The sequence below is a fragment of the Bradyrhizobium ivorense genome, from assembly GCF_900696085.1.
In the GTDB taxonomy this organism is placed as follows: Bacteria; Pseudomonadota; Alphaproteobacteria; order Rhizobiales; family Xanthobacteraceae; genus Bradyrhizobium; species Bradyrhizobium ivorense.
In genome coordinates, this window is record NZ_CAADFC020000012.1 from 83222 (window position 1) to 106554 (window position 23333).

General features: G+C 65.3%; 19 protein-coding genes and 2 pseudogenes. 9 read left to right on the top strand and 12 right to left on the bottom strand.

What is annotated here, in order from left to right; all coding sequences use genetic code 11:
- Positions 1 to 135 precede the first annotated feature (135 nt).
- Positions 136 to 1328 (top strand): annotated as a pseudogene (locus CI41S_RS17030) (multidrug effflux MFS transporter).
- A 109-nt stretch (positions 1329 to 1437) separates the two neighbouring features.
- Here CI41S_RS17030 and CI41S_RS17035 read toward each other — a convergent pair.
- Positions 1438 to 1851, bottom strand: a complete 414-nt coding sequence (locus CI41S_RS17035) for a DUF983 domain-containing protein (RefSeq protein WP_244626567.1) — start codon at positions 1849 to 1851, stop codon at positions 1438 to 1440.
- A gap of 81 nt (positions 1852 to 1932) precedes the next feature.
- Here CI41S_RS17035 and CI41S_RS17040 point away from each other — a divergent pair, with 81 nt between their 5' ends.
- Together CI41S_RS17040 and CI41S_RS17045 are read left to right on the top strand one after the other, a co-directional pair.
- On the top strand, positions 1933 to 3309 hold the full coding sequence (locus CI41S_RS17040) for an aminotransferase-like domain-containing protein (protein ID WP_139860646.1): 1377 nt from the start codon (positions 1933 to 1935) through the stop codon (positions 3307 to 3309).
- A gap of 152 nt (positions 3310 to 3461) precedes the next feature.
- Positions 3462 to 4709: a serine hydrolase domain-containing protein gene (locus CI41S_RS17045; protein ID WP_139860649.1), complete on the top strand. Its 1248-nt coding sequence runs from the start codon at positions 3462 to 3464 to the stop codon at positions 4707 to 4709.
- Positions 4710 to 4975: 266 nt separating this feature from the next.
- Here CI41S_RS17045 and CI41S_RS17050 read toward each other — a convergent pair whose 3' ends face one another.
- Positions 4976 to 6208, bottom strand: coding sequence for a rhodanese-like domain-containing protein (locus CI41S_RS17050; protein WP_139860653.1), 1233 nt, complete (start codon positions 6206 to 6208; stop codon positions 4976 to 4978).
- 245 nt (positions 6209 to 6453) lie between these two features.
- Between CI41S_RS17050 and glgC the strand changes: the two genes are divergently transcribed.
- Positions 6454 to 7716, top strand: a complete 1263-nt coding sequence (gene glgC / locus CI41S_RS17055) for a glucose-1-phosphate adenylyltransferase (protein WP_139860656.1) — start codon at positions 6454 to 6456, stop codon at positions 7714 to 7716.
- Positions 7713 to 9167, top strand: a complete 1455-nt coding sequence (glgA, locus tag CI41S_RS17060; RefSeq protein WP_139860660.1) for a glycogen synthase GlgA — start codon at positions 7713 to 7715, stop codon at positions 9165 to 9167. Before glgC ends, glgA begins: the two co-directional genes overlap by 4 nt.
- Before the next feature lie 12 nt (positions 9168 to 9179).
- Here the strand turns inward: glgA and CI41S_RS17065 are convergent, their stop codons facing one another.
- The 3 genes from CI41S_RS17065 to CI41S_RS17075 all read right to left on the bottom strand — a co-directional run bounded on the left by CI41S_RS17065 (position 9180) and on the right by CI41S_RS17075 (position 11706).
- Positions 9180 to 9494, bottom strand: a complete 315-nt coding sequence (locus CI41S_RS17065) for a hypothetical protein (protein ID WP_139487351.1) — start codon at positions 9492 to 9494, stop codon at positions 9180 to 9182.
- A gap of 105 nt (positions 9495 to 9599) precedes the next feature.
- Positions 9600 to 10697 (bottom strand): serine hydrolase, encoded by a 1098-nt coding sequence (locus tag CI41S_RS17070; RefSeq protein ID WP_244622558.1) that lies wholly within the window; start codon positions 10695 to 10697, stop codon positions 9600 to 9602.
- Positions 10698 to 11217: 520 nt separating this feature from the next.
- On the bottom strand, positions 11218 to 11706 hold the full coding sequence (locus CI41S_RS17075) for a DUF417 family protein (RefSeq protein WP_139487349.1): 489 nt from the start codon (positions 11704 to 11706) through the stop codon (positions 11218 to 11220).
- 347 nt (positions 11707 to 12053) lie between these two features.
- Here CI41S_RS17075 and CI41S_RS43525 point away from each other — a divergent pair, with 347 nt between their 5' ends.
- The 3 genes from CI41S_RS43525 (at position 12054) to CI41S_RS17090 (ending at position 16890) form a co-directional block, all read left to right on the top strand.
- Positions 12054 to 12287, top strand: a complete 234-nt coding sequence (locus tag CI41S_RS43525) for a hypothetical protein (protein WP_172627215.1) — start codon at positions 12054 to 12056, stop codon at positions 12285 to 12287.
- Between the two features lie 294 nt (positions 12288 to 12581).
- Positions 12582 to 14843 carry a TonB-dependent siderophore receptor gene (locus CI41S_RS17085; protein WP_172628088.1) on the top strand — a complete coding sequence of 754 codons (2262 nt, stop codon included), beginning with the start codon at positions 12582 to 12584 and terminating at the stop codon, positions 14841 to 14843.
- A gap of 853 nt (positions 14844 to 15696) precedes the next feature.
- Positions 15697 to 16890, top strand: coding sequence for a PepSY-associated TM helix domain-containing protein (locus CI41S_RS17090; RefSeq protein ID WP_139860663.1), 1194 nt, complete (start codon positions 15697 to 15699; stop codon positions 16888 to 16890).
- Positions 16891 to 17087: 197 nt separating this feature from the next.
- On the opposite strand, the gene CI41S_RS17095 is transcribed toward CI41S_RS17090, so the two are convergent.
- Both CI41S_RS17095 and CI41S_RS17100 read right to left on the bottom strand, forming a co-directional pair.
- Positions 17088 to 18266, bottom strand: coding sequence for an MFS transporter (locus CI41S_RS17095; protein WP_139860666.1), 1179 nt, complete (start codon positions 18264 to 18266; stop codon positions 17088 to 17090).
- Positions 18263 to 19009, bottom strand: coding sequence for an SDR family NAD(P)-dependent oxidoreductase (locus tag CI41S_RS17100; RefSeq protein ID WP_139860669.1), 747 nt, complete (start codon positions 19007 to 19009; stop codon positions 18263 to 18265). The genes CI41S_RS17095 and CI41S_RS17100 overlap by 4 nt, the downstream gene beginning before the upstream one ends.
- 107 nt (positions 19010 to 19116) lie before the next feature.
- Here CI41S_RS17100 and CI41S_RS17105 point away from each other — a divergent pair, with 107 nt between their 5' ends.
- The gene (locus CI41S_RS17105; protein WP_139860672.1) at positions 19117 to 19740 is read left to right on the top strand and encodes a TetR/AcrR family transcriptional regulator; all 624 of its coding nucleotides are present in this window, start codon (positions 19117 to 19119) and stop codon (positions 19738 to 19740) included.
- 21 nt (positions 19741 to 19761) lie between these two features.
- Here CI41S_RS17105 and CI41S_RS17110 read toward each other — a convergent pair whose 3' ends face one another.
- The 5 genes and pseudogenes from CI41S_RS17110 to CI41S_RS17125 all read right to left on the bottom strand — a co-directional run bounded on the left by CI41S_RS17110 (position 19762) and on the right by CI41S_RS17125 (position 23188).
- Positions 19762 to 20250, bottom strand: coding sequence for a hypothetical protein (locus CI41S_RS17110; protein WP_139860676.1), 489 nt, complete (start codon positions 20248 to 20250; stop codon positions 19762 to 19764).
- A gap of 388 nt (positions 20251 to 20638) precedes the next feature.
- The gene (locus tag CI41S_RS17115; RefSeq protein ID WP_172627214.1) at positions 20639 to 21334 is read right to left on the bottom strand and encodes a peroxiredoxin-like family protein; all 696 of its coding nucleotides are present in this window, start codon (positions 21332 to 21334) and stop codon (positions 20639 to 20641) included.
- A gap of 167 nt (positions 21335 to 21501) precedes the next feature.
- Positions 21502 to 21756 (bottom strand): annotated as a pseudogene (locus CI41S_RS44450) (transposase); the annotation flags it as partial.
- The gene (locus CI41S_RS44455) at positions 21690 to 22058 is read right to left on the bottom strand and encodes an HAD hydrolase-like protein (protein WP_244626568.1); all 369 of its coding nucleotides are present in this window, start codon (positions 22056 to 22058) and stop codon (positions 21690 to 21692) included. The gene CI41S_RS44455 and the pseudogene CI41S_RS44450, both read right to left, overlap by 67 nt.
- A gap of 113 nt (positions 22059 to 22171) precedes the next feature.
- Positions 22172 to 23188 carry a zinc-dependent alcohol dehydrogenase gene (locus CI41S_RS17125; protein WP_139860685.1) on the bottom strand — a complete coding sequence of 339 codons (1017 nt, stop codon included), beginning with the start codon at positions 23186 to 23188 and terminating at the stop codon, positions 22172 to 22174.
- Positions 23189 to 23333 lie beyond the last annotated feature (145 nt).

Sequence of the window (23333 nt, forward strand, 5' to 3'; positions counted from 1 at the left end):
ATCCCTCACCGACCACCACCCATCCCGAAACGGGCGTTGTGCACCGCAGCGAAGCGCCTAGATTTGGCGGCTTCCAAGAGGTCATAAGTGTCCGAAATCAATGCCGATGCCTGGGTTTCCTCAGGCCACCGCCCGATGGGCTTTCCCGAATTCGTCGTCGTTATCGCATCCATCATGGCGCTGAACCCGCTGGCGATGGACATGATGCTGCCGGCGCTGCCGAACATTCGCTCGGCGTTTGCGATCGCTGAGGCCAACCGGCCGCAGATGGTGCTGTCGATCTTCCTGGTCGGCTTCGGCGTCGGCCAGTTCGTGATGGGCCCGCTGTCCGATAGATTCGGCCGCCGCCCGGTGCTGCTCGGCGGCATGACCGTCTATACCATCGCCGGCCTGCTCGCGATCATGGCGCCGTCGTTCGAGACGTTGCTCTTGGCGCGCGCGCTGCAAGGGCTCGGCACTGCGGCGACCCGCGTGATCGCGACCTCGATCGTGCGCGACTGCTACGCCGGACGGCGGGCGTGATGTCGCTCGCCATGATGGTGTTCATCGCGGTGCCCGTGATCGCGCCGTCATTCGGCCAGGCTGTGATGCTGCTGACGCATTGGCGCGGCATCTTCGTGGTGCTGATGCTCTATGGCGTGATTGCGCTGGCCTGGAACGCGCTGCGGATGCCGGAGACATTGCCGAAGGAACTGCGCAAGTCGCTGGCGATCCCGGAGGTGCTCTCCGCGTTCCGTCAGACCCTCACCAACCGCCAGACGCTCGGCTATGCGCTCGCCGCCGGCGGCGTCACCGGCTCGCTGTTCGCCTTCGTGTTCTCGTCGCAGCAAGTGTTCACCGAGATCTTCAAGCTCGGGCACTATTTCCCGGTGGCGTTCGCGGCCTGCGCGATCGGCGTCGCCATCGCCGGCTTCCTCAATTCCCGCATCGTCGGCCGCATCGGCATGCGCGTGATCTCGCACGCCGCGATATCAGGCTTTGCGGTGGTCGCAGGCGCACTGCTGCTCGCCGTCAAGCTCGATATGCTGTCGCTGCCGCTGTTCATGACGCTGTCGCTGCTGATGATGTTCGCGTTCGGGCTGATGATGGCGAATTTCACCGCGCTGGCGATGGAGCCGCAGGGCAAGATCGCCGGCACCGCATCATCGCTCTACGGCACCATCACCACGCTGCTCGGGATCGGCATCGGCACCACGATCGGCCAGGACTATGACGGCACGCTGCTGCCGTTCGCGACCGGCTTCTTCCTGTGCACCTTGGCCTCGCTCGCGGTCGTGCTGGTCACGGAAAAGGGCCGCATGTTCCGGCCGCATCACCACCCGATTTGATCTTGGTAGCCCGGATGCAGCGTAGCGAAATCCGGGGCCGCTTTCACAACGGATAGACCAGCCCCCGGATTGCGCTTCGCTGCATCCGGGCTACAGGTGTGAGCTCGCTTCAGGCTTCCCGCGTCCGCCCGACACGCACCGTGGCGGCACGCCGCCGCGTCACGGCAAAGCCCTCCATGCCGAGCTGCCACTGCAACCCGACGATCGCGCCCTTGGTCGGCTGCAGCAGCCCGAGCGCACTGAACAACGTCACCGGCAGCCAGATCGCCAGTTGCAGCCAGGCCGGCGGCGCGTAGTTCATCTCCAGCCAGAGCAGCGCCGGCACCACGATGTGGCCGACCACGACGATGACGAGATAGGCCGGAAAATCGTCGGCGCGCTGCGGGGTGTAGTCCTCGTGACAGACCTCGCAGTGATCGACCACCTTGAGGAATCGGCCGAACAGATGGCCGCGCCCGCAATTCGGGCACTTCATCGTAAAGCCGCGCCACATCGCCTTGGGGAGGGAAACCGCTTCATTCATGGCCGTCATCCTTGACCTGATCTGATGATCCATACAATATGCATCGCAAGACCTACAATCAAAGACAAAGCGCCAGATTGCATGGATTGGATCCCTACAGTTTCGGAATGGCAGGGCCCGATGTTCCTGCGCATCGTCGATGCCCTCGCCGCCGATATCGCCAGCGGCCGGCTGCTGCGCGGCCAGCGGCTGCCGACCCATCGCGCGCTCGCCACCGCGCTCGACATCGATCTCACCACGGTGACGCGCGCCTATGGCGAGGCGCGGCGGCGCGGCCTGCTCGATGCCCGGGTCGGGCAAGGCACCTTCGTCTCGGAGACCACGGCGCGCGCCGCCTCCGATTTGCCTGCGCCGGTCAACATCGACCTGTCGATGAACCTGCCGCCGCAGCCGGTCGAGGCCAATCTCGATCTGCGCATCGCGCAGGGGCTCGCCACCATCCGCTCCGAGGCCGGCTTCTCCGCCTATCTCGGCTATGCGCGACCCGGCGGCACCACCCAGGAGCGCGAGGCCGCCGCCGCGTGGCTGCAGCCGCGGCTGCCGCAGGCGTCAGCCGACCGCATCGTGATCTTTCCGGGCTCGCAGGCGATCATCTTCAATGCCTTGCTCGCGCTGACGTCGCCCGGCGACGTCGTGGTGACGGAAGCGCTGACCTTTCCCGGCACCAAGGCCGCGGCGGCGCGGCGCGACGTCCGCCTGGTCGGCGTTGCGATGGACGCCGAGGGCGCACTGCCCGACGCGCTCGACGACGCCTGCCGCAAGCACAAGCCGAAGGCGGTCTACCTGGTGCCGACCCAGCACAATCCGACCACGGCGACGATGAGCGAGGCACGGCGCAAGGCGGTCGCCGAGGTCATCAGGAAGCGCGGCTGCGTTCTGATCGAGGACGACGTCTACGGCCCCCTCGAGCCGCAGCTGGCGCCGATCGCGTCCCTGATCCCGGAGCGCACCTACTATGCCGCCAGCATCGCAAAATGCATCGCGCCGGCGCTGCGCGTCGCCTATCTGGTGGCGCCCGATGCGAGTGCCGAGCAGCGCATGCGCGCCGGCATGCAGGCGACGCTGCAGATGCCGCCGTCGCTGATGGTCGCCCTGGTCACGCAATGGCTGCGCTCCGGCGTCGCCGCCGAGATCATCCGCGCCATCCGCAACGAGGCCGCGGCCCGCCAGCAGCTCGCGGCGCGCTTCCTCAAGAGCGTCTCCTACGCGGCGCGGGCGGCCAGCCATCACCTCTGGATGCCGCTGCCGAGCCATTTCGGCGGCACCGACCTGCTGTCGCATCTGATGCGCAACGGCCTCGCGGTGGTCGGCGAGGACGCATTTGCCGTGAGTGAGGCCGCGCCGCGCGGGCTGCGCATCTCGCTCGGCGCCGCGCGTAACCGCGCCGAATTGAGCCAGGCGCTGCAGGTGCTGTCGCACGCGGTGAAGGCGCCGGCCGGGACGCGACAGATTGTGTAGGTTCGCGGGAATAATGCCGCAGGAAATTGACTAGGTTGCGCGCGATGCCCGCGCTAATAATCCGGCGTTGAGGACATCAGGCAGGGCGGCACTTTCAAATGTCACGCAGATACCATCGGGCAATCGACGTTGCCGCACGAACGCTCCGCGCAATGCCGCGTCTTGCACTCGCCTGTCTTGCGTCCGTCACAATCGGAGCCGCGCGCGCTGCCGACATCCCTGCCCCGTCGCCGGAAAAGCTGGAGCGCATCACCGCGCTCTTCAACGACGAGGTCAACAGCGGCCGGCTGCCCGGCGCCGTCATCCTGATCCAGCAGCACGGCAAGCCGGTCTATCTGAAAACCTTCGGCTATCGCGACGTCACGACCAAGGCGCCGATGACGACGGACACGATCTTTGCGCTGCATTCGATGACCAAGCCGATCACCAGCGTCGCGGCGATGATGCTGATCGACGAGGGCAAACTGTCGCCGCAGGACCCGCTGTCAAAGTACATTCCGGCGTTCGCCGACGTGACGGTCGGCATCGAGCCGCCCAACGACAACGCCCTGAGCGATCTGAAGCTGGAGATGCCGATCCGCCCGATCACGATCCAGGACATCATGCGGCACACGTCGGGCATCACCTACGAATATATCGGCGCCGACTGGATCCAGCGGCTGTACCATTCCGGCCACCTGTTCGACGGCACCTTCGACAACAAGGAATTCGTCGCGCGGCTGGCCAAACTGCCGCTGTCGCGACAGCCCGGCACGCTGTGGCGCTACGGCCATTCCACCGACGTGCTCGGCCGCGTGATCGAGGTCATCACCGGCAAGACGCTCTATGAGTTCGAGAAGGAGCGGATCTTCGATCCGATGAAGCTGAAGGATACCAAATTCGTGCTCGATTCCGCCGACGAACGCGCGCGGATGGCGGAGCCGCTGCCGTCGGACAAGATCTTGGTCGCCGCCGAGCGCGACCGGCGCGCGCATCCGGAATGGCAATCCGGCGGCGGCGGGCTGGTGTCGACCGTGACGGACTACGCGCGCTTTGCGCAGATGCTGCTGAACGGCGGCGAGCTTGACGGTATCAGGTACATCAGCCCCGCCGCCTTCAAGGACATGACGACCGACCATATCGGCCCCGGCTCCGGCGTCGGCCGCGACTACTGGTACTTTCCCGGCGACGGTTTTGGCTATGGCTACGGCATCGCCATGCGCACCGATCCCGGCAACGCAAAGCCGCCGCCGCCAGGCTTGATCGGCGAGTTGAAATGGGACAGCGGCAGCGGCACCTATTTCGGCGTCGATCCAACGCTCGACATGGTCTACATCATGCTGGAGCAGACCCAGAACGAGCGCCAGCGCATCTTGCCGGTGTTCAAGAAGCTGGTCTACGACGCGTTCACGCCGGACTGAACGGTACTTCGTAGCTTCGTAGCCCGGATGAAGCCAACGGGTCGCGCAAACGCGCGCCCCGTTGGCACAATCCGGGAAAGTCTTGCCGCGGGGACAGAATCCCGGATTGTGCTGCGCTCCATCGGGGCTACGGATTTTCCGTCATTGCGAGGCGCGCCAGCGACGAAGCAATCCATCGTTCCGCATATGCGGTGAAATGGATTGCTTCGCTCCGCTCGCAATGACGGGGATAGTCCACAGCCCAAAGCTCCTGTCCTTACTGCGTTTCAAATCACGTAAAACCCGTGAGTCCCGTCGCGGCGAAGCTGCTCGACGAGGCCGTACTCCCAATCGAGATAGGCCTGCATGGCCTTTTCAGCGACCTCGGTGCCTTCGTAGGGTCGGCGATAGCGGTGCGACGGATCCGGCTTCGGCAGCAGCAGCGGCGGGCCCGCTTCGAGCGCGCGGTCATAGCCGCCGTCGCGCACATAGACCTCCCAGCCCATTTGCGCAAGCCAGGACGCCGTCATGTCGGCGCGGATTCCCTTGTCGTCGGTCAGCACGATGCGCGCGCCGCGCACCGGCGCGGCCATGTCGATCTCCTGCACCAGTTGCCCGCCGGCATAATGGCGAAAGCCGGCGAGATGGCCCGCCGCATATTCGTCGGCATCCCGGACGTCGAAGCGATACAGCGTGCGCTGCGTCTCGCGCTCCAGCGCGGTGAGTTCGCTCGCACCGATGCGGCGGACGCCGGCGCGATAGGCGACATCGCGCGCGTTGCCGGCGGCACCGTCGAACGGTCCGATGCCGCCGCGCCGGTTCGCCCCGTGCTCGATATCGTGTTTGGCGAGCGTCCAGCCGATGGTGCCGTTGCGCAGCGCCCGCACCTGGTTCGGCAGGCCGGCATTGATCAGCGACTGCGTGCCAATGATCGAGCGGGTGCGGCCGGCGCAGTTGACGATGATGGTGGTCTCGGGGTCGGGAGCAGCCTTGCCCGCCCGCAGCACCAGCTCCGCGCCGGGCACGCTGACCGAGCCCGGGATGTTCATGGTGGCATATTCATCGAAGCGGCGGACGTCGAGGATCGCGATGTCGGCCTTGTCGGCGATCAGTTTTGCGACCTCGTCGGCGCTCAGCGACGGCGTGTGCCGCCGCGCCTCGACCAACTCGCCGAACGCCTTGGCGTAGGAATTGACGTCCTGGAAGATTTCGTAACCGGCCGCGCGCCAGGCCTGCAGGCCGCCGCCGAGCGAGCGGACGTCGCTATAGCCGAGTGCGCGCAATTGCTCGGCCGCCCCCGCGACCAACCCCTCGCCGTCATCATAGAGCACGATCGGCACGTTCTTGCGCGGCAGCCGGATCGCGGCCTCGAGCGCAATCCGGTCGAAGGCCATGTTGGCGGCAAACAGCGGATGCCCGGTGGCGAACTCGGCCTCATGCCTGACATCGAGCAGCGCGATCTCATGCCGGAGCAGCAGCGCCGAGCGGATGTCCTGGGGCGTTAGGAGCGGAAGCGTCATGGGAGGCAGGCCTGAAGCAGGGACGGACTGGTTTGCTGTAGGCGGAAATGACGCGTCGTCAATAGCTTTAACCAAGGCGCAACCCCGACCCTCGGAGGCCGAAATCCCGGGAACGAAAACCGCCGATGCCGCTTTGCTCAATCGGGGCCGCTTGCTACGCTCGCGGGCGGCCTCGTGACGCCCGATCAGGCCTTCCGGACAAGAGAAGGTAGCGGGGCCGTGCCGAAAGTCCCGGGAGGATCACCATGATAACCGTCGGAAATGAACCATTGTCGCGTCACGCTCTCGCTTTCGTGCTGGCCGGCGGACGCGGCAGCAGACTGCAGGAGCTCACCGACAAGCGCGCCAAGCCGGCGGTCTATTTCGGCGGCAAGTCGCGCATCATCGATTTCGCGCTGTCCAACGCAGTCAACTCCGGCATCCGCCGCATCGCGGTGGCGACGCAGTACAAGGCGCACAGCCTGATCCGGCATCTGCAGGGCGGCTGGAACTTCTTCCGCCCCGAACGAAACGAGAGCTTTGACATTCTGCCCGCGAGCCAGCGCGTCTCCGAGACGATGTGGTATGTCGGCACGGCGGATGCGGTCTACCAGAACATCGACATCATCGAGGCGCACGGCACCAAGTACATCCTGGTGCTGGCCGGCGACCACGTCTACAAGATGGATTACGAGATCATGCTGAAGCAGCATGTCGAGAGCGGCGCCGACGTCACGGTGGGCTGCCTCGAAATGCCGCGGGCGGAATCCTCAGGCTTCGGCATCATGCATATCGACGAGACCGGCCTGATCAAGTCGTTCCTGGAGAAGCCGGCCGATCCGCCGCCGATGCCCGGCAAGCCGGACAAGTCGCTTGCCAGCATGGGCATCTATGTCTTCAACTCGGACTTCCTGTTCGACGAGCTGCGCCGCGATGCCGCCGACCAGAACTCGGCGCACGATTTCGGCAAGGATATCATTCCCTACATCGTCAAGCACGGCCGGGCGATCGCGCACCAGTTCAACGATTCCTGCGTCCGCTCCGGCGACGATCCCCGCGCCTATTGGCGCGATGCCGGCACCGTCGACGCCTATTGGGGCGCCAATATCGATCTCACCGACGTGGTGCCGGAGCTCGATCTCTACGATCGGTCATGGCCGATCTGGACCTATGCCGAGATCACCCCGCCGGCGAAATTCGTCCATGACGAGGACGGGCGGCGCGGCCAGGCGGTGACCTCGCTGGTCTCCGGCGGCTGCATCATTTCCGGCGCGGCGCTGCGCCGCTCGCTGCTGTTCACCGGCGTGCATGTCAATTCCTACGCCAGCATCGAGAACGCCGTGATCATGCCGTATGTCAATGTCGGCCGCGGCGCGCGGCTGCGGAACGTCGTGATCGACCGCGGGGTGCGGATTCCGGAAGGCCTCGTGGTCGGCGAGGATCCGGAGTTCGACGGCAAGCGCTTCCGCACCACCGAACAGGGCATCACGCTGATCACGCAGTCGATGCTCGACAGGCTCGCGACATGACGCTACTGCGCGTCCTCGCGGTCGCCTCCGAGGTCTACCCGATCGTCAAGACCGGCGGGCTTGCCGACGTGGTCGGCGCGCTGCCGGCGGCGCTGCAGCAGCACGGCGTCGCGACGCGGACGCTGGTGCCGGGATATCCCGACGTGCTCAGGGCGCTGCGCTCCGCCGAGACGGTGCTGAACTGGCCGGAATTTTACGGCGGGCCGATCCGTGTGCTGGCGGCCGCGCATGACGGGCTCGATCTGCTGGTGCTCGATGCGCCGCATTTGTACATTCGTCCCGGCAACCCCTATGTCGGCCCCGACGGCCGCGACTGGCCCGACAACGGCATCCGCTTCGCGGCGCTGTCGCGGATGGCGGCCGAGATCGGCCAGGGCGCGATTGCCTCCTTCACCCCCGACATCGTGCACGCGCATGACTGGCAGGCCGGCCTCGTGCCCGCCTATCTGCACTATGGCAGGCAGCCGCGGCCCGGCACCGTGATGACGGTGCACAACCTCGCCTATCAGGGGCAGTTCTCGCCCGACATGCTCGCGACCTTCGGCCTGCCGGGCGAATCCTACGCGCTGCACGGCGTCGAATATTACGGCACCATCAGCCTGTTGAAGGCCGGCCTGCAATTCGCCGACCGCGTCACCACCGTGTCACCGACCTATGCGCGGGAGATCCAGACCGACGAAGGCGGCATGGGGTTCGGCGGCCTGTTGCGCGAGCGTTCCGATGTGCTGAGCGGCATCCTCAACGGCATCGACGTCGACGTGTGGAATCCGGCCACCGATCAAAATATCGCCGCGCGCTTCAGCGCGGAGCTGCCGGGCGGCCGCGCGCAGAACAAGGCGGCGCTGCAACTGCGCTTCGGTCTCGATCAGGCGCCGGATGCGATGCTGCTCGGCGTCATCAGCCGGCTGTCGTGGCAGAAGGGCCTCGATCTGCTGCTCGAGACCATTCCGACATTGCTCGGCGAAGGCATCCAGCTCGCGCTGCTCGGCAGCGGCGACCGCGACCTGCAGGATCGCTTCGCCGCGCTGGCGCAGGCCAATCCGGGGCGGATCGGCGTCGTGATCGGTTACGACGAGGCGCTGGCGCATTTGATTCAAGCCGGCTCGGATGCGCTTGCGGTGCCGTCGCGGTTCGAGCCCTGCGGCCTCACCCAGCTGTGCGCGCTGCGCTATGGCGCGGTCCCCGTCGTCGCCAATGTCGGGGGACTTGCCGACACCGTGCTCGACTTCGACGAAGCCGTGGTCAGCGGCGCGGCCGCGACCGGCGTCAAGTTCGCACCGGTCACCGCGGATGCGCTCGCTCACGCCTTGCGCAAGGCCAACCTGTTGTTCAACGACCAGGTGACCTGGCGCCGGCTGCAGCAGGCCGGCATGGCCACCGACGTGTCCTGGCACGATCGCGCCGCGCGCTACGCCGCGCTCTACCGCGAGCTCGTCGCTGCGCGGCACTAGGCCGAAGCGCGATCAGTTCAGCAGATTGCAGCTCGCGACGCGGTTGATGTCGGCGAGGCGGCGGTCGGAATTGCCCTTCAGATCCAGGCTGGCGACGAGGTCGAGCAGCCGGCCATAGGCGCGGTCGGCGACAGCAACCGGCAGCGGCTCTTCGTCGAAGGCCTCGACATAGCTGCCGACGAGACCGCTCAACAGCCGGCATACGCCGCGTTGCTCCGGGTCGTCCTTGCTCAATATCTCGAGTTTTTGCTGGAAGGTCCTGAAGGTTCGCAGGCCGTGCGGCTGCTGCGCGAGCCAGGAATGCAAATCAGGATGCAGATTGGTCATATTAGCCTCTTCAAATAGGAGAAGAAGCTACCGGTTTATACAGCCGAACATGGTGCCGCGCTATTGCAATTTTTGCATTCCCCGCCTCCGGATTGCGCAGCAATGTCATCGGATTGGCATCGGCGGCGGGTAAAGTCGCGCGATTGCAGGCAGAATCCTGTAGCGCGCGATCTCGTGCGGATATTCGCCGCGGTTGGCGAGCAGCACGATGCCGAACCGGCGCGCCGGCACCAGTCCGATATAGGCCGAGGCGTTGTTGAGGCCGCCCGGCTTGTCGACGATGGTGACGCCGTCGAGCCGCACATCCTCCCATGCCATCGCCTGCCCGATTTTTTCGTCGATGCGAAAGCTTTCGCGCTCGGTCATCGCTAGCGCCGCGCGCAGCTCGGGATCGATCACCGCGCCGTCGAGACAGGCGCGGATGAAAATGCCGAGATCGCGCGCCGAGGAAAACATCTGCCCGGTGCCGGCAAAGTCGTAATAGCTCTCCTGGTTGCCGGGCGGGCCGATCGGCGTGCCCTGATCGGAATAGCCCTGCACCACGCGCTGCATGATCGCAGGCGCCAGCACCGCGCGATTGTCCTCAGTCCGCTCAGGCATGAAGGTCGAGGTCATGCCGAGCGGCTGCAGGATGCGGCGCTCGATCAGCGCGCCGATCGGCATTTCGTAGCGCCGCTCCAGCACGAGCTGCAGCAGCACGTAGCCGGCATGGCTGTAGATGCGCTGCTTGCCGGGCGCTACGCCCGGCGGCGGCGTCCACGCATTGAGCATCGCGATGAACTGATCGCGGCTGAAGCGTTCATTCGGCCATGGCGGGTGATCGGTCGGCAGCAGCAGTCCCGACGTGTGCGTGACGAGCTCGCCGATGCTGACGCGGCTGATATAGTCGCCATGCAGCTCCGGCAGATATTTGCCGACGGGATCGTCGAGCCGCAGCTCGCCGCGCGCGCTGCCGAGCGCGACCAGCGTCGCCTCGAACACCTTGCGCAGCGAGGCGAGATTGAACAGCGTGTCCGGGGTGATCGGACGCTTGCTGGCCGCATCGGCAAAGCCGTAGTTGAAGAATGTGACCCGGCCGCCGGCATAGACCGCGGCCGCGAGCCCGCCCGGATCAGCGGCGGTCGCGGTCGGCGCGAGCTCGGTCGTGACGATGTCCCTGATCTGCGCATCCATGTCGGAATCCGCGCGGACGCCTGCAAGCATGCCAACAAGCATCGCAAGCGCGACGGCCGCGGGCCGGACGAGGGGCCATGGTTGCATGAAGGCGAGGTTCAGAACGATATCCGCGACGGCGCGCCAGCGGGATTGGCGAGCGATTCGAGAGGCGACCACTTCTAGAGTTTACCGCCCCGGTCCATTCACCAAAACTCACGATTGCGCGCGTCATCCCCACGTGGAAGGGGCGGCGCGATGCCGTTGCGGCGAGCAGAACCGCAACGGCGAACGCGACCGCCCTCCCCACTCACCAGCCACGGTGCGGGAACAACAATCAAACTTGATGGTTGAAAATTCCCCGGGGATGGGAGTTGCCGGCCAAGCCAGGCGACATTGGCGCCTGCGGGGCCGGCCATCGATATTCCAGGGCTAGTCACATTCAACTCCCAACCGGGGATGTTTCTTACTAGCAACAATTCGTCAATCGATGGTTGCACAACTCGCTTGGATTCGAGCAACACGCGGGTGGGCAGCCGATTAACGTCCTCTTAACCATCGGCGAGCGGCCTTATTTCGTGCGCAACGGAACCAGCGATCGCGGCAGCGACGCCAGCAGCAGCACGACGCAGACGCAGAGCAGCACGATGTCCTTGAACAGGAACTCGCCGGCGAGATTCCAGGCCATCGGGTCCCACGACACGCTCCATTTCACCACGCCTGGCGTCGTGAAGAAGAACGACCAAGTGACCACGAAGGTGACCACACCCATGAATGAACCGATCGCCGACAGCAGCGGGCTGAACGCGCCGGCGGCGAGCAGCACGGCAATGCCGAGCTCGACCACGCCGAGCACATAGGCCTCGCCGCGCAGGCCGAACACCTGCAGCCAAAACACGAGCGGACTGTTGCTGATGAACTGGGCGATGCCCTGCGCCGACTGCGGCGTGAATTTTTGCATGCCGAACGACACGAAGATCACGACCATGACCCAGCGCAGGATCGCGAGCAGGCGATAGGAGCCATCGCCGCGTTCGGCGATGTTGAAAGACAGGTTCATGCGGACGTTGCTTCCCTCATTGTGGCGGCGCCGCTGTCGGGTCTTGCAGCGCTCATGCAACGTATTCGCGCGGGCGCGCTCGCCCGTTACGGGCGGAGCGAATTGCCCATTCACGATGGCGTGCGGACAAGGTGATAAGCGTGGACGCCGCCGCACGTAGCGCCACCTGTAGCCGCTTTGGGCGAGTCCGGACGGGCAGCCGGGTTCCATCCAGTGTTGAATCCCTGCAACACAGCGCAACAAAATGTGCGCTGGCGTCGATTGCGGCATGGTGAATCACGACTGTGCCGCATCACGGTCCAATGCTGCCGGCGGGTGGGCATAACAACACTTTGGGGAAAGCCTTCATGCCGCAGGTACCGTCGGGCGCAGTGCGCGCGCAGTCGTCTGGATTCGTGCTTCACTTTCAGCTCGCCAGCAATGGCACCAGACGCGCGTGCAGCCTGACGATCCAGGCGGCCAGCGCCGGCGAGGCAGCGCGAATCTTCCGCGAGAACTGGAGCGCGATCGAATCGATGGCGCGCGACGGCGTCAGCACCGGCGTGGTCGGCTCGGCACCGGTGTGCCTCGCGATGTCCTGAGACTCGCGTCGCGCGTTGCTTGGCGGCGCCGACATTCCAGCTATCGGCACGTCGCAATCACAGGACGCGGTTGCGCATGCCTGCGCGTGCGCAGCGATTCCCTAGAATGATTCAACGTCGATCGCGTTAGAGGGATTCAAGTCCGCTCCGGTTCTTTTCGCGCGCGGGCGCTGCTAGAGGCGCGGCGTTACTCCTTCCGCGTGACCGAAAGAATCCAAAGTGCCTGTGAAAGCTCATGGCCGGCTTGTCGGCGACCGCCGCCATGCCGCCGACAAGGGCCGCTCCCATCTGCTGATGGGCGCGGCATTGCTGCTCGCCGATATCTCCGGTCCGGTGACGTCGGCAAGCGCGCAATCGAGCGTGCCGCTGCCGCCGGTCACGGTGGAAGCGGCGGCGCCGAAGCGCAAGCCCGCGACCGCAGTGACCGGCCAGGCACAGCGAGCGCGCGCGGCGACGGCCGGCCAGCGCAACCGCAATGCCCAGCCGGCGCCGCCGACTGCGTCAGAACGCGCCGCGGCGGCCGCGGCCGCGCTCAACGAGGCCAAGCTCGGCTATCGCGCGATGCCTGATACGACCACCTTGCGCAGCGGCGCCTCGCCGCTCGACACGTCGCAATCGGTCAACGTCGTGCCCGAGCAGGTGCTGAAGGACCAGCTGCCGCGCAACCTCGACGACGCGCTGGCCAACGTCTCCGGCGTCACCCAGGCCAACACGCTGGCCGGCACCCAGGACGCGGTGATGCGCCGCGGCTTCGGCGACAACCGCGACGGCTCGATCATGCGCAACGGCATGCCGCTGGTGCAGGGCCGCAGCCTCAATGCCGCGGTCGAGAGCGTCGAGGTGCTGAAGGGCCCGGCCTCGCTGCTCTACGGCATCATGGATCCCGGCGGCATCGTCAACACCATCAGCAAGCGGCCCGAGCTGTATCAGCACGGCTCGGTTACCCTGCTCGGCTCGACCTATGCCAATGCGAAGACCGGCGCCGACGGTACGCTCGACATCACCGGCCCGATCGGCACCGACGGCCTCGCCTATCGCTTCATCGGCTATGGCGTCAGCGAGGACTATTGGCGCAATTTCGGCCGCCACCGCGAGATGCTGATCGCGCCGTCGCTGGCGCGGTATGGACCGAACACCACGGTGCAGCTCAATTACGAGCACCGCGAATTCATCACCCCGTTCGACCGTGGCACCGCGTTCGTCAACAACGCGCCGCTGGCGATCCCCGCGACGCGCCGGCTCGACGAGCCCTTCAACAACATGTGGGGCACCTCCGACCTGATCCAGGCCTCGGTCGAGCACCGGTTGAACGAGAACTGGAAGCTGTTCGCCGCCTACAGCTACAACACCGAGACGTTCAGCGCCAATCAGCTGCGCATCACCAGCGTCGACGCCAAGACCGGCATCGAGAAGCGCAGCAATGACGGCACCTGGGGCTCGCTCAGCAATGCCAGCTACGGCACCTCGTATCTGCAAGGCAATGTCTGGCTCGGCAACATGCGCAACGAGGTGCTGTTCGGCGGCGACGGCCAGTATCGCACGATCTATCGCGACAATCTGATCCGGCAGGCGACGCCGAACTTCAACTTCTACAATCCGGTCTACGGCCTGATCACGCCGGGCACGACGATTTCCGCCGCCGACAGCGCCCAGACCGACAAGCTCGGCCAATGGTCGCTATTCTTCCAGAACACGCTGCATGTCACCGAGCGCTTCGCGCTGGTCGGCGGCGCGCGCTACATGGATTACGACCAGATCGCCGGCAAGGGACGGCCGTTCGTCACCAACACCAATGTCTCCGCGGACAAGGTGCTGCCGCTCGGCGGCATGATCCTCAAGCTCACCGACGAGGTCTCGCTCTATGCGAGTTACACCCTGTCGGCGAAGCCGAACTCGACCATCGCGCCGCTCGCCAATGGCGGCGGCGTGGTGCTCGATTCCAACATCGCGCCGGAGGAAGGCACGCAGTACGAGACCGGCTTGAAGTTCGATTTCAACAAGCGGCTCTCCGGCACGGTCGCGGTCTACGACATCGAAAAGCGCAACGTGCTGGTGGGCCAGCTCGATGCCGCGACCGGCCTCAACGTCTACACGACGGCCGGCAAGGTGCGCTCGCGCGGTGCCGAGTTCGACATCACCGGACGGCTGAGCGACAATTGGAGCGTGATCGGCAGCTATGGCTACACCGATGCGCGGGTGACCGAGGATCCGACATTGGCCGGCAAGAAGCTGCAGAACGTCGCCCTCAACACCGCCTCGCTCTATCTGGTCTACGATTTCGGCACCGCTTTGCCCGGCCGGCTCCGGCTCGGCGGCGGCGCGCGCTATGTCGGCGACCGGCCCGGCGACGCCACCAACAGCTTCGTGCTGCCGTCCTACACCGTGGCGGACGTGTTTGCGACCTACGAGACCAAGATCGACACGCTGCCGGTGATCTACCAGTTCAACGTCAAGAACCTGTTCGACACCGTCTACTATCCCTCCGCCAACAGCATCCTGACGGTGGCGCTGGGCGACGCGCGGCGCTTCTCGCTGTCGGCGACGGTGAAGTTCTAGCGGCCCATTTACAAAATGCCGAAAAACAACCCCATGCAAAGTAGCCGGCGGCTGCCGGCGTTCGACACTTGACACGTCGGGCAAGTCAGCGGTACTATTCCATTATTCCGAATGCCGTCAGCACCCCTCGCTCAAAGCCCGGGCATGACGAGCTATGGGGCGTGGCCGATAGTCATCTGCGATAGCCTTGCCGCAGGCGGGGCGAGGTCAAGCGGCGTGCGCTGCTCGGCCCGAAGTAAAGTCATCCTGTTCCGGGAATGCCGGTAACCGCGGACGCTCGCGCAGGTGGCGAAATCCGCTATGAAAATCAGCCGTTGACAAAATTCGAAGGATATTCGAGTTTGTCGGCGGCTGCTTGCTGACCTGCCTGATCATCCCCTTGGGAGCGACATCATGGGCAACGTGCTGTGCATCCGCGCGCCGAGGCTGTGCTTGCGCGGCTGCGAGAGCTGTCGCATCAGGGCGGCATGGAGATGTCGGTGAAGCTGAGCTGAGCGGCGCCGGTAGGGTCGTTACGATTCCGAACTTCTAGGGCCGTTGCGATTCCGAACTTCAACGGGTTGTGAACCGTTGTCTCCCCGTCATTGCGAGGAGCGGTAGCGACGACGCAATCCATCCCTCCGCGCATGCGGTGCGATGGATTGCTTCCGCCTTCGCCAAGGCTTCGGCGGACAAGTCGCTTCGTTCGCAATGACGTGGATGGAGCGCCGGTCCTCCAACAGCAGGCTGGATCGATTCCAAACTAGCGCGGTGGCATCGCCACGCGCGCTTGGGTAGGGTCCGGCGCGCTGTTGAATAGGCGGCGATCGCAACAAGTCCCGCTGGTTCCGGTGCGCCTCCCCACCCTGTCGTCATGAGCAAATCCTCAATCAAGGCCGCGCTGCTGCAGGTCCATTCCGTCATTGGCCTTGTGCTCGCGCTGCTCTGGGCCGTGGTCGGTGTATCAGGCGCGACGATGGCGTTCGAGGATGAGATCCAGGCCGCGCTGAACCGCGACGTCATGCGCGTCGATGCCAGCGCCGCGCGGCGGCTGACGCCGGACGAGCTGGTGGCGCGGCTGCAGACGGCCGGCGACTTCGGCAAGGTGTCGGCGGTGACGATGGCGAGCGATCCGACCGCCGCGGCGCGCATCCGCTTCGCCCGCAGCGAAGGCGGCACGCGGCCGTCCTCGGTCTATGTCGATCCCTATGACGGCCACCTGCTCGGCTCGCCGCGTGGAGGGGAATTCTTCGCCACCGTGCGCAAGGTGCACCGCTGGCTGCTGCTGCCCGGCGACGGCAACGGCTATGGCCGCAAGATCACCGGCGCAGCGGCGATCTGCCTGATCGTGATGCTGATCTCAGGCCTCGTGCTGCGCTGGCCGCACCGCGCCCGCAGCGTCAGGACTTGGCTGAAGCCGAATCTATCGCTGCGCGGCCGCGGCCTGCACCGCTCGCTGCATGCCGTGATCGGCACCTGGGTGCTGCCGGTCTATCTGGTGACCGCGCTGACCGGCCTGACCTATTCCTATGAATGGTACAAGGCCGGCGCCAGCTGGCTGCTCGCGCGTCCTTCGGCCACCGCCGCGACGATGCCGTCGAAAGCGCCCCGACGCGCGGCCGATGCCGCCAAGGCAGACGCAAGTGCCGAGGCAAAACCGCTCGGCTTCGACCGGGTCTGGTCGACGTTCCTCGAACAGCAGGGCGACCGCTACGGCAGGGCGCTGCTGACGCTCCCCGCCGGCACCGGCACGGTGGTGCGCGTCCGCTCATGGCCGCGCGGCTCCTCGCTCGACACCGCACGCGACGAGTTCCGCATCGACGCCGTGACCGGCCGCCTCGCCTCGGCCGACATCTACGCCGACAAGACATTCGGCGAGCGCGTGCTCGCCAGTGTGCTCGATATCCACCGCGGCGCCATCCTCGGATGGCCGGGCAAGCTCGTCTTCATGCTGGCCGCGGCGCTGATGCCGCTGTTCACGGTCACCGGCCTCCTGCTCTATCTGTCCCGCCGCCGGCACCGCCGCCTCGCCCGGCCGCCGGTCGCGACCCTCGTGCCGGGCGAGTAAGGCACTACCAGAGCATGATGAGATGAGGTTGAGCTGGAACGGCGTCGAAGGTTCACCTCTCCCTTGGGAGAGGTCGATTTGCGCAGCAAATCGGGTGAGGGAGTACGGTCTATCGAGAGCGCAAGGACCCTCACCCGGCGCTTCGCGCCGACCTCTCCCCGGTGGGGAGAGGTGAACCGAGACCGCGGCGAGCTGCTTCAACCAAAAGAGCGCCGCGAGCCGATCGTGCGGATCGCCAGCGCAAGGCCGAGCAGCAGCGGCAGCATCGCAAGACCCGGCCAGCCGATCGCGCTAACGCCCCAGCGCTCCACCGCCCAGCCGCCGGCGACCGCGCCGAGCGCAATGCCGAGATTGGCCGCCGAGATGTTCATCGCCATAGCGAACGCAGGCGCATCGCGGCCGGCAAAACTGACCCGCACCTGGCACAGCGCGACGCAGGCGGTATGGAAGATGCCCCACGCCACGAACAGCACGACGCGCAGCACCGGCGTCGCGGCCAGCGACAGGCCCAGCACCGCGAGCACCAGCGCCGTGACCGCAACCGCGGTGGCGCGCAGCGGTCCGCGATCGGCGATCCATGCCGCCGCAGTGTTGCCGAGCACGCCCGCCGCGCCGAAGCCGACCAGCGCCAGCGCGATGCCGCCGGTGTCGAGGCCGGCGACCTCGGCAAGCCAGAGCGAGATGTAGGTGTAGGCGGAAAACATCGCGACGAAAACCGCGACCGAAAGCGCGAGCTGCAGCTGGAACGCCGGCGCGCGCAGCAGCGTTGCGGCGGCGGAGGCGCGCGGCGCCTCCGGCCTGCGCTCCGGAAACACCGCCAGCAGCAGCACGGCTGCGGCGAGCGAGACCGCGGCGAGCGCGACAAAGGACGGCGTCCACTGGCCGCGCTCGGCAAGCGCCACGCCGGCCGGCAGCGCCGCCACGATGCCGACGGCGAAGCCGGTATTGGCGAGCGCGAGCACGCGGCCTCTGCGCGCCGGCGGCGCCAGCGCCGTGACCGCCGCCGCGCCGACGCTGACGAAGACCGGCAGCGCGGCGCCCTGCACGATCCGCATCGCCAGCATCACCGAATAATCCGGCCACAGCACCGCGGCGAGATCGGTCGCGGCGTAGAGGCCGAGCGTTGCGGTCAGGATGGTGCGCGGCGCGATCGCGGCGGCGGCAATGGTCAGCGGCGGCCCGAGCAGCGAGGCCGACAGCGCAAACGCGCCGACCAGATGGCCGGCGACCGCCGGCGAGATGGCGAGGTCACGCGCCAGCACCGGCAGCAGGCCGACCACGATGAACTCGGTGGCGACGATGACCGCGGTCGCGGCTGCCAGTGCGGCGAGCGCGAGCGACAGCGCGCTTGCGGCGATGCTCGACTGCAACGTCAAGCGTTGGCACCGCCGTCGATGGTCAGCCCCGCGCCGTTGACCGAGCCGGCCTCGGGGCCGGCGACGAAGGCGACCAGCGCCGCCACGTCGTCCGACTTGCCGTAGCGCTTGATCGCCATCCGCGCGCGCTGTGCTTCCGCGCCCGGGCCGTCAACCGGGTTCATGTCGGTGTTGGTCGAGCCGGGATGCACGATGTTGACGGTGATGCCGCGGCCGCCGAGATCGCGCGCCAGGCCCTGCGTCCATGCGATCAGCGCCGACTTGCTCATCGAATAGAGGCTCATGCCGGCATCCGGCACCCGGGTTGCGAGGTTGCTGCCGATATTGATGATGCGGCCGCCCTCGCCCATATGCGCAGCCGCCGCCTGCGAGGCGACCACCACCGCGCGCACGTTCACCGCCAGCGTGGCGTCGATGTCCTCCAGCGTCAGGTTCTCGATCGGCCCGCCGCCGCGGAAGATGCCGGCATTGTTGACGAGGATGTCGAGACCGCCGAACGCCTTGGCTGCCGCGTTCACCGCGCCGCGCACGGCGGCGGCATCGCCGCTGTCGGCCTTGAGGGCCAGCGCACGGCGGCCCTGCTGCTTGATTTGATCCGCGACGCCCTCAGCGCGATCGGCGGAACGTTCATAGGTGATGGCGACGTCGGCGCCCTCGGCGGCGAGGCGCCTCGCGATCGCCGCGCCAATGCCGCGGCTGCCGCCGGTGACGAGGGCGCGCTTTCCTTGCAACGACTGGGTCATGGGGAACTCCCTGGTTATATCTGTAACGATCGACACAGAAATAAGAACGGTTGCGCCGGAAGGTCAAGTGAATTATTTAGTGAGCGGCACAGAAATGGCAGGAGCCAATGGCCGAGCGTGGCCGCCCGCGAAGCTTTGACAAGGACGCCGCGCTGGCGCGCGCGATGGAGGTGTTCTGGCAGAAGGGCTATGAGGGCGCCTCGATGGCCGACCTCACTTCGGCGATGGGCATCGCCTCGCCCAGCCTCTACGCCGCCTTCGGCAGCAAGGAGGACCTGTTCCGTCGGGCCATCGACTTTTACGCAGCGAGCGAAGGCGGACTGATCTGGGGCGCGGTGAGGCAAGCGCAAACCGCTTACGAAGCCGTCGAAACCTTCTTGATGCAGACCGCGCGCGTATTCACGCGCCGCTCGCGTCCGGCCGGCTGCCTCGTGGTGCTATCGGCGCTGCATCCGAACGAGCATTCCGAAACCGTGCGCCGCGAACTGGTGAAGCTGCGCGCGCAAACGGTGACGGAGCTGCGCGAACGGCTGCGCCAGGGCGTCGCGCGCGGCGAAATATCACCCGCAGCCGACCTCGATGCGATCGCCAAATACTATGTGACGGTGCAGCAGGGCATGTCGATCCAGGCCCGCGACGGTGCCAGCCGGCAGCAGCTCGAGCTGATCGCAACCGCCGCGCTCACCGCCTGGCGCCCGCTGACCGCACCGCCCGAGACCGCCGCGTCCTGAGCAAGCCCCGAGCGCGGAGCTTCAGCGCGTCTCCTTGTTCAGCTCGATCGCGACCTGCGAGAGCCATGAGCCGGGCGCGTCCATCACGAACGACTGGTGGTTGCCCCGGGTTCGGATCGTGACCAGCGCGGCAACGGTCTGGCCTTCAATGCGCGCCTCGATCAGCCCGTCGTCGGTGGCGGTCCCGGAGATCTTGCCGCCCTGCCGGTACTCGCTCTCGAACCAGTTGCCCGAGAGCTGCGCGCCGTTCTGCTCGATATTTGCCGACAGCGCCATCTTGTAGGCATCGCTGGCGCATCTGAGATCCAGGCTGAACGCCCTGCCCGGCTTGGTGACGCCGTAGGCGACCTTGCAGCGGACCTTCTCCCAGGCGCCGTCCTTGGGCTTCATCGAGCCGGCGCCGGACCACGCGCCCGCGAGGCCGTCCAGGTTTGGCGCCGCATGCAACGGGTTCGCGCTGATCAGCGCCCAACACACCGCAATGCACCGCCGGACGAATTTCCACGACATAATGCCAATCTCTCCGATTCACAGATCGAACCGACACTACCCAAGATCGAGCGTCGCGATGAGGCGGCGATGTAAAGAGATGTTGCAAAATATGACGGAGCTCGGCAGCGGGCTGCGCGCAGGCGGCAGCGCGGCGTGCGACAAAGTAACCCGACGAGCAGCGCGCAGGCCGGCCGTGCTGCGGACGCGAAGCTGTATCCCATCCACAGCTGTCATCGCCCGCTACCAACAAAATCAATGACGCTTGCTCACGATTGACCACCGTTATCTCTGTCTGTCCACGGGGTTTCGGTGGTCAATCGGTGGTCGGCGGTTTTGGGCCAGAAGTGGCCAACTTTATTCCGACCGCCTCACCCGATCACTCTGTCCCACTTCGATGCGATACTGGCTAGCGCCGCAGTGACCGACATATCGTGACGATCTCCTGCGGTTCAGGCCGATTGCGATAGTCTGCATCGACGTGGGCATAGGCAATATGGCCAGAACGGTCGATCACGAATGTCCCAGGTACGGGAAGAGTCCACCTGCCGTCAGCATTTCGTTTGTCGATATCGAAGCCGGAACTTTTCAAAATGCTTTTCGCGGCGTCATTCATTTCAAAGGTAAGACCGAACTGCTCGGCAACTTTCCCGCCCTGATCGATCAGGACCGGAAAGGTCGACCCGACGCCGGCATTGTCAATGGATTCCGGGGCGGCCTCTGGCGACACGGCGATCAGGGCAGCGTTGGCGTCGGACAGCGGCGATAGAATTGCTAGTAGCCCACGGAGGTAGATGTTGCAGTAACCGCACCAGGTACCACGATAGAAAACCACAACCAGAGAAGAGAATTTGCCCTGGGCAAGATGTTCGGCCAGATTCCATGTCCGCCTTTCCGCCGTTGGCAACGAAAAGTCAGGTGCTACATCGCCGACACCAATGGAGTTCGTCCTCGCGCTCAACGCCTCTGTAGCTGGACCGATTTGGCCTCCAAATAGGACGTTGGCTTGCTCCACGCCTCGTCGTGCGATCAGCTTTTCGGTGAACTCAGCAAGGGAAGCAGCAATGGGAGTAGCGTAAGCCTGATGAGCACCTTCTTCGCTCATGTCTCTTTCTCCGTGGCTATCTTCTAGGCAGCCAACATACCCGAGTTGGCCCAAACGAACCATTTCTGAGTTGCGAGTCTATCCGGGTCCCAAGTCCGCTATGGGTCTTGGCCGTGTAAAAACGGCCCTTAGGGATGTCCAGCCTGGCAGCCAGAACCTAGCGAATCTCAGGCCACGAACGCGACGATAAGCGGCCTGATCCCGACTATGTTCATGACCCGTGTCAGATTATAGGCCAGAACCGAGAGAGCCATCTCGGTAGCTACTTTTGGAAGCGTTTTGGTCAGGAAGTGCGTCGCTCCGATGCGGGCCTTCATCGTGCCGAACGGATGCTCGACTGTCTCTCGACGCTGGCTCATCGCTTCTGGGTTTGCATCAAGGCGCTGCTGCACGGCCTCGAGTAGATTCTCCTGCTCCCACCGTGCACGTGACTGAATTTCGCAATGAACTCCCGCATACCGGCAATCGGCACGAGTGCCCGCCTGAAGCTGACCAAAGTCCTCGCCTGAAATTGCGCAGCGAACGTTGGAGGCAGTGTTCGACCGACCGTTTTCTCGATTTCGGTGATGATTTCGCCAAATCGTTTGCCCAGATAGCAGCGATAAGAGTCCTCGACTGTCGTCGGTACGCCCAATTCGGTCACTATTTCGGCAAGAACGGTGTTGGCCAAGACCTCGCTGTCTGCGACCACGCCATCGAAATCGAAGATAAGCGCTTTAGCCATTCGTTAAACTCGCAAGCGAACCAAATTCACGGGAGAGACGACGGATCAAATTCGCAGCTTGTGGATCTCCTTTCTGGTCATGGCTCGTTGCTCAGCCAACGGCATTTGCTCACCTACGGGTAGATCACCGCTTTGATGATCCCGTCACGACGCGCGACCTGCTGCTCGAACGCCGCGGGTGTTTGTTCGAGTGAGAATCGGTGCGTTGCAAGCGGCGCGAGCTTGACGCGACCGCTTTCCGCCAACGCGATTGCCCGTGGATAGACCTCGGGCATGCGGCGGGAGAATTTGATCGACAGGCCTTTGCGGCGGGATTCTGCGCCGCTTAGCGCATATTGATTGTTCTCCGGGATTCCGACGATGACGAGGCGGCCGCCGATGCGGGCGCTGCGTGCGGCATGCTCGAAGCCGTGTGAAGAGTCGCTCGCCTCGACGACGAGATCGGCTCCGCGTCCGTCAGTGCAGGCGGCAACATCTTCGTGGCTGCCGCAGCCAACGTCGGCCCCGAGATCGCAGGCCAGCTCCGTGCGTGCCTTGACCGGATCGATCGCGATGATCTTGCTGGCGCCGGCCAATCGCGCCAATTGAATCAGCAGCAATCCCACCGGACCGCAGCCAAGCACCGCGACCGTCTCCATCAGCCGCGGACGTGCGAGGTCCATGGCATGGATCGCGACTCCGAGTGTTTCCAGGATGGCGGCTGCGGCAGGGTCGATGCTGTCCGGCACGATGTGCACGGCAGACGTCGGCACACAGATGAACTCGGCCATCGCGCCATTGTTCGGAGCGTAGCCGAGAAATCGCACGTTCGGGCACAGATTGGTGTGGCCGCGATGACACCATTCGCAACGGCCGCAGGAAATGGCGGGGTCCACCGCCATCAATGCATCTGCCGGCAATCCCGCCCGTCGTGCGCTCTCCGGCGTCAGGGTGCCGGAGAACTCGTGGCCAAGCACGAACGGATTGATGCGAGTGGGACCGGTCGTGCCGCCTTCCAGATACGAATGCAGATCGCTGCCGCACACGCCCACGGCCTTGACCCGCACGACGACCTCGTCCGCCGCCGGGGTCGGTGTCGGGATTTCAGTGACGCGAATATCGCGAACATCGTGGAGAACCGCTGCGCGCATGTTCAAAGTTCCGCTTCCTGCATGTTTTCGGCGTCACCCTGCAGCGACACGACCAATATACATATGTATCTTTTAATTTACAAATGTTCTGACGGCGCTCCGGCATCGACGACGATCGCGTTCACGCGGTCGCGCCCCGGAAACG

Bases quoted from the DNA above. Each gene is read 5' to 3' on its own strand.
- CI41S_RS17035 (WP_244626567.1), bottom strand. From the start codon at position 1,851: ATGAATGAAGCGGTTTCCCTCCCCAAGGCGATGTGGCGCGGCTTTACG.
- CI41S_RS17040 (WP_139860646.1), top strand. From the start codon at position 1,933: ATGGATTGGATCCCTACAGTTTCGGAATGGCAGGGCCCGATGTTCCTG.
- CI41S_RS17045 (WP_139860649.1), top strand. From the start codon at position 3,462: ATGCCGCGTCTTGCACTCGCCTGTCTTGCGTCCGTCACAATCGGAGCC.
- CI41S_RS17050 (WP_139860653.1), bottom strand. From the start codon at position 6,208: ATGACGCTTCCGCTCCTAACGCCCCAGGACATCCGCTCGGCGCTGCTG.
- glgC (WP_139860656.1), top strand. From the start codon at position 6,454: ATGATAACCGTCGGAAATGAACCATTGTCGCGTCACGCTCTCGCTTTC.
- glgA (WP_139860660.1), top strand. From the start codon at position 7,713: ATGACGCTACTGCGCGTCCTCGCGGTCGCCTCCGAGGTCTACCCGATC.
- CI41S_RS17065 (WP_139487351.1), bottom strand. From the start codon at position 9,494: ATGACCAATCTGCATCCTGATTTGCATTCCTGGCTCGCGCAGCAGCCG.
- CI41S_RS17070 (WP_244622558.1), bottom strand. From the start codon at position 10,697: ATGCTTGCAGGCGTCCGCGCGGATTCCGACATGGATGCGCAGATCAGG.
- CI41S_RS17075 (WP_139487349.1), bottom strand. From the start codon at position 11,706: ATGAACCTGTCTTTCAACATCGCCGAACGCGGCGATGGCTCCTATCGC.
- CI41S_RS43525 (WP_172627215.1), top strand. From the start codon at position 12,054: ATGCCGCAGGTACCGTCGGGCGCAGTGCGCGCGCAGTCGTCTGGATTC.
- CI41S_RS17085 (WP_172628088.1), top strand. From the start codon at position 12,582: ATGGGCGCGGCATTGCTGCTCGCCGATATCTCCGGTCCGGTGACGTCG.
- CI41S_RS17090 (WP_139860663.1), top strand. From the start codon at position 15,697: ATGAGCAAATCCTCAATCAAGGCCGCGCTGCTGCAGGTCCATTCCGTC.
- CI41S_RS17100 (WP_139860669.1), bottom strand. From the start codon at position 19,009: ATGACCCAGTCGTTGCAAGGAAAGCGCGCCCTCGTCACCGGCGGCAGC.
- CI41S_RS17105 (WP_139860672.1), top strand. From the start codon at position 19,117: ATGGCCGAGCGTGGCCGCCCGCGAAGCTTTGACAAGGACGCCGCGCTG.
- CI41S_RS17110 (WP_139860676.1), bottom strand. From the start codon at position 20,250: ATGTCGTGGAAATTCGTCCGGCGGTGCATTGCGGTGTGTTGGGCGCTG.
- CI41S_RS17115 (WP_172627214.1), bottom strand. From the start codon at position 21,334: ATGAGCGAAGAAGGTGCTCATCAGGCTTACGCTACTCCCATTGCTGCT.
- CI41S_RS44455 (WP_244626568.1), bottom strand. From the start codon at position 22,058: ATGGCTAAAGCGCTTATCTTCGATTTCGATGGCGTGGTCGCAGACAGC.
- CI41S_RS17125 (WP_139860685.1), bottom strand. From the start codon at position 23,188: ATGCGCGCAGCGGTTCTCCACGATGTTCGCGATATTCGCGTCACTGAA.